The organism is Rhodopirellula halodulae (genome assembly GCF_020966775.1).
Lineage (GTDB): Bacteria > Planctomycetota > Planctomycetia > Pirellulales > Pirellulaceae > Rhodopirellula > Rhodopirellula halodulae.
In genome coordinates, this window is record NZ_JAJKFV010000004.1 from 145,916 (window position 1) to 158,608 (window position 12,693).

At 56.6% G+C, this 12,693-nt stretch carries 7 protein-coding genes; 1 reads left to right on the top strand and 6 read right to left on the bottom strand.

Annotation, left to right across the window (positions count from 1 at the left end; genetic code table 11):
- The first annotated feature begins 102 nt into the window (after positions 1-102).
- A complete protein-coding gene (locus tag LOC70_RS04450; protein ID WP_230252120.1) occupies positions 103-2,538 on the top strand; it encodes a peroxidase family protein in 2,436 nt (811 codons plus the stop codon).
- 128 nt (positions 2,539-2,666) lie between these two features.
- On the opposite strand, the gene LOC70_RS04455 is transcribed toward LOC70_RS04450, so the two are convergent.
- From LOC70_RS04455 to LOC70_RS04480, 6 genes are all read right to left on the bottom strand, one after another.
- On the bottom strand, positions 2,667-4,478 hold the full coding sequence (locus tag LOC70_RS04455; RefSeq protein WP_230252122.1) for an arylsulfatase: 1,812 nt from the start codon (positions 4,476-4,478) through the stop codon (positions 2,667-2,669).
- Between the two features lie 98 nt (positions 4,479-4,576).
- Positions 4,577-6,019 (bottom strand): sulfatase family protein, encoded by a 1,443-nt coding sequence (locus LOC70_RS04460; protein WP_230252124.1) that lies wholly within the window; start codon positions 6,017-6,019, stop codon positions 4,577-4,579.
- 107 nt (positions 6,020-6,126) lie between these two features.
- Positions 6,127-7,617: an ankyrin repeat domain-containing protein gene (locus LOC70_RS04465; protein ID WP_230252125.1), complete on the bottom strand. Its 1,491-nt coding sequence runs from the start codon at positions 7,615-7,617 to the stop codon at positions 6,127-6,129.
- A gap of 10 nt (positions 7,618-7,627) precedes the next feature.
- Positions 7,628-8,968 carry a DUF1552 domain-containing protein gene (locus LOC70_RS04470; RefSeq protein WP_230252127.1) on the bottom strand — a complete coding sequence of 447 codons (1,341 nt, stop codon included), beginning with the start codon at positions 8,966-8,968 and terminating at the stop codon, positions 7,628-7,630.
- Between the two features lie 79 nt (positions 8,969-9,047).
- Positions 9,048-11,495, bottom strand: a complete 2,448-nt coding sequence (locus tag LOC70_RS04475) for a DUF1592 domain-containing protein (protein ID WP_230252130.1) — start codon at positions 11,493-11,495, stop codon at positions 9,048-9,050.
- 266 nt (positions 11,496-11,761) lie between these two features.
- Positions 11,762-12,415: a 3-keto-disaccharide hydrolase gene (locus tag LOC70_RS04480; RefSeq protein WP_390888994.1), complete on the bottom strand. Its 654-nt coding sequence runs from the start codon at positions 12,413-12,415 to the stop codon at positions 11,762-11,764.
- Positions 12,416-12,693: the final 278 nt, after the last annotated feature.

The window sequence follows — 12,693 nt, forward strand, 5'->3', positions numbered from 1 at the left end:
CAAATTGCGTGTGGATCGCCCCCTGTGATTGGGTGAGCTTTCGTTGCAACGAACGAAGCTCGCCCTCTCTTCTCTTTTCTCCGCACAGTCACGGGTGTCGCGATGGACAAGCTCTGGAATCGTTGGGTAGGTGGTTCGAAGTCGAAACGAACAAAGACACAAACGCGTCGCATGCGACGGCGGCGTCTCAGATCCGAGAGCTTGGAGACTCGAAAGTTGTTGGCGGCCAACCTCTTTCACAACGAAGCGTTCCCGGAGGACGTGAACGAAGATGGCGAAGTATCCGCACTCGACGCTCTCACCGTGATCAACGCCATGGGCGAAGAGGGCACGGCCGAACCCATTGGATCGCTGGAGCCACTTTCGGCTCAGGGCAACGCTGATCTGCAGCAGCGACGTCGGGGCCGAATGACGGATGTCAACAACGACGGACGTAACTCGGCTCTCGACGCGTTGATGGTGATCAACCGCTTGAATCGCCAGCGTCACGAGAACAACCGGGACGATCCCGGAACGGACGATCCAGCAACGGAGGTACCAGGAGCGGACGATTCAAACGAATCCCCGACCGATGCAGACACGACCACCGATGAAATTCGTTCGATTGATGGCACGGGAAACAATGTCGACAATCCGGACCTGGGATCGGCCAACACGCCCCTGCTGCGAGTCGCTGACAACGATTACGCGGACGGAATTTCAGAGCCCGCGGGGGCGGACCGCCCGAGTGCCCGTGAGATCAGCAACGCGTTGTCGGCTGCGGATCCCGACGGAACAACCAATGAACGCGGTTTGAGCTCCTTCGTGTTTGCATGGGGACAATTTTTGGACCATGACATCGATCTGTCGCTCGAACCCGAGACCGATGGCGAATCCTTCGACATTGAAGTCCCCGCCGGCGACCCGCTGTTCGATCCCTTCAATACCGGTGAAGCGACGATCCATCTGACTCGATCGGAAATCGCGGAAGGAACGGGGACATCCGTCGACAATCCTGCCGAGCAAGTCAACGCGATCACCGCGTTCATTGATGGCTCGCAAGTTTACGGCAGTGACCAAGCGACGGCTGATTCATTACGAGAATTTGTCGGCGGACGATTGTTGATCACGGAAGACGGCTTGCTCCCCAATGACGACAACCAAGGCGTCTTGGCGGGTGACATCCGCGCCGCCGAGAACGTGGTGCTCACTTCCATGCATGCTCTGTTCGTTCGCGAACACAATCGTTTGGCCGATGAAATCGCTGCGGAAAACCCGTCTCTCAGTGATGAAGAAATCTACCAAGAAGCTCGCACGATCGTGATCGCTGAGATGCAGTCGATCACCTACAACGAATTCTTACCAGCCTTGCTGGGTGACGATGCTCTCTCGCGATACACGGGCTATGACGCGAACGTTGACCCGTCCATCGCGAATGAATTTTCGACCGCGGCATTCCGTTTCGGCCACACCACTCTGAACGATTCGTTCCGATTCGTGGATGATGATGGCAACGAGATCGCCGAAGATGTCTCGCTGGCCAACGCGTTCTTTCAGCCGGAGATGCTGGAGGAGACCGGGATTGATCCGCTGTTGAAGTACGCTGCATCGACGCTGTCGCAGGAGGTTGATCTGGAGGTGGTGGACAGTTTGCGGAATTTCCTTTTTGGGCCTCCGGGAGCCGGCGGGTTTGATTTGATTTCGTTGAACATCCAACGTGGACGCGACCACGGACTGGCTGATTTGAACTCGGTCCGTGAGGCGTACGGACTGGAAACCTACGAGTCATTCGATCAAATCACCTCGGACGCGAATTTGGCCTCCGAGTTGGAATCGCTTTACGGCGATGTGAACAACATCGATCTTTGGGTGGGGATCTTGGCCGAGGACCGCACGGAGAATGGATCGCTCGGTGAGACCGCCACCACCATCATCGCCGATCAGTTCGAACGATTGCGAGATGGCGATCGGTTCTATTACGAAAACACCATGTCAGATCGCGAGATCCGTGAGATCGAAAACACGACGCTCAGCGACGTCATCGCTCGCAACACCAACTTGAATTCATTGCAGGACGATGTGTTTTTCTTCTCTCCTGAGATTTCCGGCACCGTGATGGCTCAAGCGTCCACCACGACGACCTCAACGAGTGATGGTAAAGGCGAAGACCTCTTCGCTCCCACCTTGATTGAGGAAGATGCCTTGGAAACACTCGCACGTGACAGCGGTCGGCAAAGAGACCAAAGCCAAGATGCTTCCGGCCGGAACGATCGCGGTCAAAAAGATCGCCCACGCGATGACGGTGAACAAGACACACCTCTCGAGCCAATGGTGGGAGCGGTGCTGGAATTGGTCGATGGTGAGGGTACCGTGGTGGACGTGGCGATCACGGATGAGATGGGCCGATATCGCTTCGATTCGGTCGACGAATCCGGAGCCTACGTCGTTCGCATGGCATTGTCCGATGACTACGTGGTCCTGGGGAACGACGCCTTGGATGTTCAGCTCAGCAACGGCGAAGAGAACTACCGCGGGATGGATTTCGTGGTATTGGTCTAGCAGGCGGTGGACTTTCTTGCCTCTGCCTCAACAGTGTCGCCTTTCGCTCTGCAAAAGCAGCCTTCGCACGCAGCTTCTGCGGGGCAGAAGGCGACACCATCATCAACGCACCAGAAAACTCATCGTCGTTATCGTTGTCGATCAGATCGTCGCAAGATCACTTGATGAACACCGGCATCAATGGACTTATCGACAGAAACAGACAGACGAATCGGGCCAGAAGGAAGCGTTGTTTTGACGGTGTGCCCACGCCTCGCGTTAGGTCGGACGTGGAACATCAATTCCTCGTCGTCGACATGCAGTATCGCAGAACCGCCGGAGTGTTGATCGTCCGTCAGAACCAACTCGACCTCGTAGTTTTGTCGAGCGGGAGCTTGCAGCAACCAAAACCCCGTCGAGTTTCGTGACCAAGGGCGCCCGCTTTCATGACGCCAATCTTGGCGAGTCAAAACGGATTCTGGTTCGTGGTCTGTGCCGATCACGATTCGTGGTGGTGCGTAGTTGTCGGGACGCGTGGAGGAAACGTCCTCGAACCATTTCTCATAAGCCGCTTTCAAACGTCCAACCAATTCGGGCTTCTCAGCAGCAAGGTTGTGCTGCTGTTTGGGATCCTCTTCGAGATGGTACAGCTCCAAGTCAGGCGAGCCTTCAAAGTTCTCTTTCCCGAACCCGCTGGGATGGACGAGTTTCCATGGATGTTCATGGATGGCAAAGTGATGGAAACGTTGCGGCACGTTCCCTCGGTGCGTCTGAAAAACGATTTGGCGTTGTTTCCAATCGTCCGCAGAACGCTTGCCCGTGATCCACGGCAGAAAGCTTTTTCCGTCCAACGAGGTTCCGTCGGGGACATTCGCTTGGCAAGCTTCGAGTAGCGTCGGCATGAGATCGATGTGCGCGGTCATCACATCCACGGTCGTTCCCGCTTTGACCTTGGCGGGCCAATGGAACAACAACGGGGAACGAATGCCGCCGTCGTCTACCTGAGTCTTGCTGCCTCGCATGTTGCCAACAAAACGCTTCGAGTTGGGACCGTTATCGTTCAGGTACAACACGATGGTGTTTTCAAGCTGATTCATTTCGCCCAACGCATTCATGAGCTTGCCAACGTTTTCATCAATGTTGGTGATCATCGCGGCGATCCGGGCCAGCTTGTCAAACTCCGCGTTCCTGCGGCGATCAGGAAGATCGCTCACCAAGATTGGGCTGAAGTCCACATCCTTGTACTCGTCGTACAGTCGTTCCGGCACATCATGAAATGGGCCGTGAGGAGCATTGGTCGCGATGTAGGTGAAGAACGGCGACTGGGATTGTGTCTGATCGCCAATGAACTCAATCGCGGCATCAAAGAAGAGATCGGTGCAGTAACCCTTCATCGCGACTTCTTCGCCGTTGTGAATCAACGTCGGATCGGTGTATTTGCCTTCCGCACCAATCGGGTCTGAAGGCTGGCCGATGCCGCCACCGCGGTGAATCAGGCTTTCATGAAAACCTTGGTCCATCGGTCGCATTGGGTAGTTGTCGCCCAAATGCCACTTCCCAAAGATCCCCGTTCGATAGCCAGCGTCGGTCAAGCATTCCGCCAGCGTGACTTCCGCAGGGTCCATCATGGCACGCCCGAGATAAGTGTCGATGCAGCGAGTCCGATAGTTGTATCGCCCCGTCATGAGGCTGGCACGCGTGGGTGCACAAACACTGCTGACGTAAAAACGGCTCAGCAGCCCGCTGCGTGTTCGCAACTCATCCAATGAAGGAGTGCGAATGATCGGATTGCCCATGAAACCGTAATCACCGACGCCCTGGTCATCGCTCATGATGACGATGACATTGGGTCGAGACGAGTCATCCGCCTGAATCGATTGTGGGGCAAAGGAGATCGCCAAGCAGACTGCGATGAAGGCTGAATGGATCCGAAGACGTTTCAAAAGGCGGGACGGTTTCATGGAAATTGACCGGCGGGAGAGGAGGGAGTTGAGGTGGGGCTAGAAAGAAGGGAGGAAGGAAGAAGGAAGGTCGAGCAGCAAGAGGAGTACAAAGAGCGTCAGCGACTGCGGCCGTCGCGGACAATTTTTTGAAGGTGCTCGCTCAACTGCTTCACCAAGTCGGGACGCTGTTGATACAAGTTGGTGGCTTCGAATAGATCTACTTCGACTTGATACAACTGTCCGTCGGGCTCGCCCGATTGTGCCTGCACCCGCCTTGGTTTTGAAAAGCCGCCCGATCCGAGCCCTGTGATTAACTTCCAGCCGTCCTTTTGGATCGTCATCAACTTGGAGTTGCTGCCTGCTCGCATGACAAACTCCCGACGTGGGTTCTTTTGCGATTGCGGTCGGCCTGTGAGCGTGTTGTAGAAACTGAAGCTATCCGGACCGGCATTAGCTGGTAATTCCACTTGCCAAGCTTCCGCGAACGTCGCCATCAAATCGGTGAAGCAAACCAATTGATCCGAATCGCTTCCCGCTGGAACGGTGCCCGGCCAACGCACGATGAACGGCATTCGGTGACCAGCTTCCCATGCGTCGGCCTTCATGCCACGAAGGGCCCCCGCGGAATCATGCTCGAAACGGTCGGTGTCCTTGTCATACCACACCGGACCATTGTCCGAAGTAAAAATGACGACCGTGTCGCGATCCATGCCCTGGTTCCTCAGCGTGGAAAGCACGCGACCAATTTCGTGATCCACCATCATCACGAAATCGCCATAAGACCCGACTCGACTCTTGCCTCGAAAAGCGGGACTGGGCAACCAAGGCGTGTGCGGTGCAGGGTAAGCGAGATACAGCATCAGCGGTGATGCTTTTTCACCGGTCGGATGTTCCTCGATGGTTGAGATGGCGACATCAGTGAAATGCGGCAGCACATCCGATAACTCCAATTCCGGAGCGATTCCGCCAGCTCGCCAAAACGCACCCTGGATTGGCGACCAGCCTTCGCTTGAGTTGGCCTCGATTTTTCGCGTGGGCGGCGACACCGCGTGGCGATTTAGAATGTAGAAGTAGGGCGGGATGTCGGTGGAGGCTCGGATGCCAAAGAACTCATCGAACCCACGGTCGACCGGGCCTCCACGCAGTTCCCCCTCGTAAGTCTCTGGCGACCGTTCCTCGAAACCCAAATGCCACTTGCCCACCATGGCGGTTCGATAACCCTGGGCTTTGGCTAGCGATGCAAGGGTCGGTTGGTCAGCATCAATCAGTGGCTGCGTTGGCCAAACGCTGACGTTGGTTCGAAAAGGATATCGCCCCGTCATCAAGCCGTACCGTGACATGTGACAGAGCGGGCCGGGGGCATGGGCATTGCGAAAGCACATGCCTTCGCGAGCCAGCGAATCAATGTTGGGCGTTGCAATCTTCGATTGGTCGTTGAAGCATTGAGGATCGCCGTAGCCCATGTCGTCCACCAGAATGAGGACGATGTTGGGATGCTCCGCCGCAAACGCGGAGGAAACGACCAGCAGAAGAACAAGCGACAGACAGATGCGAAGCATGGCGGAGGGCGGAGGGCGGAGGGCGGAGAGCGGAGAGCGGAGAGCGGAGAGCGGAGAGCGGAGAGCGGAGAGCGGAGAGCGGAGAGCTAGAAGCTAGAAGCTAGAAGCTAGAAGCTAGAAGCTTCCTTCAACGCTTCAACGGTGGGCGGGGAAGGTTTGACGCTGCCGGGGCGTTTGCCACGTGCGATATCGAACGGGGTCCAACCGCGTTTGTTCTTGTGATTCCAGGAATCTGACACGGCACCCAATTCCGCAAGCTTGCGGACGGCGGTGGGAAAGTTTCGAAGTGCGGCCCCATGCATCGCGGTTTCACGATTGCGGTCAATGGCGTTGGGGTCATTGCCGAGTGAAACCAACATCTCCAATGCCAGATCCACTTCCTCCGGAGTGCCCGGTTCTTCACCGACCGCGATCACTCCCACACCCGCAGCCGCCATCAAAGGCGTGGTGTGGTCGTCGTTGGCGAGGTTGGGATCCGCTCCCAGTTCCAACAACAACTGCATCAATTCAATGTCGGCACCGCGAGCCGCCAAAAAGAACGGCGTGCCACCGCGCGGATTCAAACGTTGCCCACGGGACGAGCCTTTTTTCAAACGCAAATTGACATCCGCCCCGAGCTCAACCATTTGACGAACGAATGCCAAGGAATGCAGTCCACCGGTGATTCGTGGTGCGGGATCCCCCTCCGGATTATCGCCTCGTTCGGTTTTTCGAACCCAACTGATCGCATGCAATGGACCGTAGCCGCTGCGTTGGTCATTCGGGTCGGCGCCACGACGCACTAAATCAACCGCGAGTTCCAGATGCCCGCTTTCGACCGCGAACATCAAGGCCGACATCCCATCGCGAGGATTGCGGCCACCCCCGCGTTTGACCTTCACCACCGAATTGACGTCCACGCCGTGTTCTAACAGGCGATGGATGACGTCGGTCCGGCCGTGGCGAGCCGCGAACATCCAAGCGGTCAAACCCGACGCGGACAGAGCATGATCCACATCGCAACCGGCTTTCAACAACACGTCGACCGCGTCCGAGTTGCCAGCGGCGGCGGCCCACATCAAAGCGGTTTGTCCGCGAGTTTCCTTTTCGTCCAGATCAGTCCCCGCCTCGACCAGGCTCTGCACGATCTCAGCGTTGCCCTGGCGTGCGGCCAGCATCAACGGCGTTTCCTTGCCCAGACGTTTGGAATTCACGTTGGCTCCCAATCGCACAAGCATTTGCGCCGAATCCATGTTTCCAAACTCGCAGGCCAAGCTTAGCGGCGACACCAAGTACTGAGTTGACACATCCAAATCCGCACCCGCCGCGTGCAAACGCTCGATCCATTGCGGTTGGTCATGGTAAGCCGCCCAGTGGACAGCCGTCATGCCGTCCGGCTGCGACTGATTCACGTCGAACGAGTCTCGCTTCATCGCCGCCGCGACTCCGGACCAGTCGTTCAGCTCCGCGTCCTTCAACCAGCCCGCCGAGGCGTCTGATGCCAAGTTCGCGGTCGACGTCGTATGATCCGCACGCACCACCATGACCGGAAAAGCCATCGCCAGCATCACGACAACGCCCCAGCCCGTTCCAGGCAGGTGTCTTTGATTCAGCCTCATCGTGTCACCCTCACAGCGTCACCGGATCAAACAAGTGGTCGATGGTGCCAGTGCTGTCCGCGAAGGATTCCAGTGGGACGCCAACTTTGTTCAGCAACGTCAGGTGCAAGTTGGACAGTGGCTCCGGATCGTCGAATCGCAGGTGGCGATTGCCTCGCATATTTTCGGCGCCGCCACCGGCAACCAAGATCGGCAGGTTGCTGTGATCGTGCTTGTCCGGATCGCCCATCCCACTGCCATACATGTACAGCGAATGATCCAGCAATGTTCCGTCCGCCTCTGGGATCTCGTCCATCCGTTGAAGGAAGTCCGCGAAAAGAGAAACGTGGAACTGATTGATCTTTGCAACCTTTTCCAGTTTGTCTGGATTGTTGCCGTGGTGGGTCACCGGATGGTGAGGATCCGGCACACCGATTTCCGGATAGGTTCGCGTGCTCGCTTCACGTGCCAATTGGAAACTGACCACGCGAGTGATATCGCCTTGGAAAGCCAACAACTGCAAGTCAAACATCAACTTGGCATGGTCCGCGTATGCCGTTGGAACGCCGACGGGTCGATCCAAATCGGGCAACGGATTGTCTTGGCTGGTTTGTTCTGCGAGTTGGATACGGCGTTCCACTTCACGGATGCTTTCCAAGTAACTGTCGATTTTGTTCCGATCCGAAGACCCCACGCGGGATTGAATGCGTTTGATCTCTTGCGTGATGGAATCGAGCAAGCTGGCTCGCTTTTGAATCGCAGCCTGCCGTTGCTCGGGGGTGCCACCTTCGCCAAACAAGCTTTCAAACACGATTCGCGGATGAGCTTCCGAAGGCAACGGCTGAGTCGGCGAGGCCCAAGACAAACTGTTTTGATAAACACAGGCATAACCGTTGTCGCACTGGCCCACGGTCGACAGCAGATCCATCGACAACTCCAGCGAAGGCAGTTGGGTTTCCGAGCCGATCTTTTGAGCCGCGATTTGATCCACAGTGGTTCCGTTGTAGTAGTCGCTGCTTTCCGTTCGTTTGGCGCGAGCGGCACTCAAGAATGCGGAGTTCGATGTGGCGTGCGACCCCGGGTAGGCGTTTTGCAGATCCGTGTTCGTGATCACCGTCAGATGATCTTTGACCGATTCGAGCGGCGACAGACTCGATGGCAATTTGTCGAGTGTGTCCCCCTTGGGTGTCCATGCCGCCGGGTTGTAACCCATCGGGATGTAGATGTATCCGATCCGCTTGAGCTTGCTGGGGGCGGCAACCGTGGCGGCCGACGCGGTCATGGCAGGAACCATCGCGTCCAACAGCGGCAAAGCCACCGCCGCACCGGAGCCACGAAGCAATGTGCGGCGTGAAAGGTGAATGCGTTTCATTGTGCTTTCGGTCCTTGGTTGGCGTTTCGAATCGCGACGGTTTGAGGAGTGGGTGTTTGATGAAAGAATGCGCTGGTTACTACCGCGAACGGATTTCGCGGTATCGAAACGGTTCGCTCAAGACGATTCCCGTGATGATCGACCGCAGCGTGTAGTTGTCTTGCGATGACTGCTGAACGATTCGGCGGATGGCCGGGCCATCAAACGGTTCCGTGGCACGCCCCAGTCCGTAGGTCATCAACTTCTCCGTGACCGTTTGGGCAAAGATGTCCGGCCGAGCAACGATGCCGCGTTCCAACGCATCGATCGAATTCAGTTCGGTTCCATCTGGCAATTGGCCCGACGAATCCACGTCGAGCGTGCCTTCGAATTGCCGCCAACGTCCCACCGCATCGAAATTTTCGAGTGCGAAGCCAAGTGGATCGATCAAGTCATGGCAACTGGCACATGTTGGATTGGCTCGGTGCATCGCAAGCCGTTCGCGAACGGTCTTGGCTGCCAGCGTGTTCTTCTCTTCCAGGTTGGGAACATTCGGCGGTGGCGGCGGTGCCGGTGTACCGAACACATTTTCGAGCACCCAATTGCCGCGAATGGTGGGTGATGTTCGTGTGGCATACGACGTGACCATCAGGATGCTGCCGTGCCGCAGGATTCCGCCGCGATGCGACGCGTCATCGACTCTCACTCGGCGGAAATGACTCCCGTTGACACCGGGAATGCCATAGTGCGTTGCCAGTCGCTCGTTCAAAAACGTTTCGGTCGATGCGATCAAGTCCGTCACACAGCGATCGTTGACCAACACATCCTCGAACAACAACTGAGTCTCTCGCTTGAAGGATTGACGCAAGTTATCGTCGAAGTCCGGGAACAGTCGCAGGTCAGGCGTGATCGAATCCAAGTTTCGCAGTTGCAACCACTGGGACGCGAAGTTGGTCACCAAAGCCTCCGACCGCGAATCGCTCAACATTCGTTGGACTTGCGTTCGCAAAACATCATCGTTTCGAAGCTGTTTGGTTTCCGCCAAATCGAGAAGCTGCTCATCGGGAATGCTGCTCCACAGGAACGCGGCCAGACGGGTCGCTAATTCGTAATCGTTGATAGCGACCGAAGTGGAATCGTCGGAGGAGGGAGTTTCCGACTCGATTCGGAACAGGAAATTTGGATTCACCAACAACGCCGTGAGTGCGGACTCCATGCCCTGCTGAAAATCGCCCGCCGCGTTGCCTTCGTCAAAGAACGCCAGCAACAAGTTCAGTTCGTCCTTCGTCGCGGGGCGTCGATAAGCCCGCCGAGCCAGGCGTTTCAACGCGTCGGCAGCATCCGCCCGCGTGCGAGTCTCTGACGAGAGAAGTTCCCCCAGGATCAATCTTCGGCTGGTGGTTTCACCAGGCCCTTCCGGAGCAAAGGGGCCCACGATGGAAACCTGGTAGATCGCCGGGGTCAATCGCGGATGTCGGTGTCGGTTGAAGTTTGCATCGAAGGGTTGACGCTTGCCTTCCGTCAGCGATGAAAAAGTTTTGGTGAACGTCACGCCCACGTTGTGCCGACCGGCTTCGACGCGCAAACGTGTCTTCAAATGGGAATCCGAATGTGTGTAGTCCGGGCCGCCCCATTTGCCGGTTCGCTTTGGCGGTTTGACCGTGAACTGATGCACGCGGGCTCGATCAATCAAAACGTCGATCTGGTGCTCGCGGTGCAAACCTTCGACCTGTTCGTCGCGGTCACGTGTGAGCTTCAGTTCGATTTCGTACTCGCCGGTCTGGGGAAAGTGCTGCTGGAACAGCACACCGCCGCGAGTCCCAAACGGCAAACCGTCAACATGGTTTTCCTGCGAACGCTCGGCCGGAAGACGAATCGTCACACCAGCCGGACCGTTTCCCAATCCACCAATCGCCAGACGACTGATCTTTTGGGCTGCGGTGAGGTATCGATTCAGGTGCGTCGGGGACAACTCTTCGACCGTGATGTTGTCAAACCCGTGGCTGGATTCATCTTTGGGCAGATAGTCAGCGGCATCGATTCGCACATCCAGCAGATCCCGAATCGCGTTTTGGTATTCCACTCGCGTCATGCGACGCATCGCACTCAAACGCCCGGGCCTCGGATAACGTTTGCTGCGAGCGTCCAGCAGGTCGACCAGGGACTCGGTGACTCGGGCATAGGTGGGTTCGTCCGGCTGACCGTATTCCGGGGGCGGCATTTGACGGGTATGAACCCGCCGCAGGATTTTCTCCCAAGCCTCCATCGCGAAATCGGGCGAGTTGAAAGCTTCTTCGCGACAGTCAAAACCTGCCAAATCGAAACCGGATTCCGCATCGGTGCCAGAGTGGCAATCAAGACACTGCTGCGAAAGAAAATCACGAACGACCGCCAAGTCGTCTTCGATGGCGTTCGACGGATTACCCAACGTGACGTCGGAGTTGGCCGCGTCCGCCGACGGATCGGTGTCATCACCAAACCCCTTCACGTTCAACGTGACCAGAACCGTCAGGCAAACGCAGACGAGCAGCGGGCGGAAGCGTGGCAACGGAAGGACTCCGGCAGCAGATCGGTGGGAATCGAAATCAGGCGAGACGCTGGTCGCCCCTCGTCAAAAGGGCCGTCCAACGCTTCGCCTGATATTACTCGATTTCGTTCCTGCTTGCTGAATTTGCGGTGCTTCATTTCCCTCAATGGGCGATGCAAATCAAGTCTGATCACCCTTGAAGCTTCGATCGCAAATGCCTGCATGAGATAGCCCATCAAGCCGATCGCGAATCGGTTTCGATGGCATCCGGCTTCGAACGCGGCTGATCAATCGGCCAGCGGCATCACTTCGGCTTTTCGAATGTGCACCACGCTGCCAGGATCGTGCTGTTGAAAGGCGAAGTGGCCTGGACCGTAAGTCTTCTCGAAGTCCATGTATTCATACAGTTCGTTGCCATCGACGGTGATTTTGATGCGAAGCATGTCGCGTCCACGCCAATTGTCTTCTTTGACCTCGATTTCGTAGGTGAACCAGGTATCTGGTTTGACCAATTGAGGATAAACGTGGCAGAAACCGTACAGCGACCCGGTGCGAATCGGATCGGTGTGGGTGCTGTCGACCTGGGCTTCGTAACCGTCCATGAAGCCTGGTTTGCGAGTGGTCCGGAAATAGACGCCGGAATTGCCGCCATCGTTGATTTTGACTTCGCAGCGATAACGGAAGTTCTTGTACGGCCCGGACGTGTTGACCAGCATCGAAGGTCGCCCGGTGCCCTTGATCACACCGTCTTCCACTTCCCAGTGGCTGTCGTCGCGACCGACTTTCTCCCAACCTTCCAGCGTTTTGCCGTCAAAAAGCACGGTCCATTCTTCCGCATTCTTCGAGTTCGAATCTTCCGCGGAAGCGGAAAGGCCAACGCAGCAGGTGGCAAGGATCAGACCGCACATCAAGCGGCACGACAGATAAGGAGTCAACGACATGTGATGGTTCATCCTAGAGGCAAAGCATGCGAATGTTGACAGCAGTGCGGTGGTCGATCTCTCGACTAAGACAGAGCGTCAACGTCAGTTTCGGTGAAATGTAAGCGATGGCCGGCCAATTTGTCTATGGATCGGCTGAGACGCCCGCGAATCGTTCGATTGATAGCGGAGCTCAATGCCAGGTTCGTGAATCAACCCAAAGTGACGTCACAAACACTCAATCGAGGACTCTGAGAGAAGGGCGGCACACGATTTGAAGCGTTGATTTGCAGCATGCC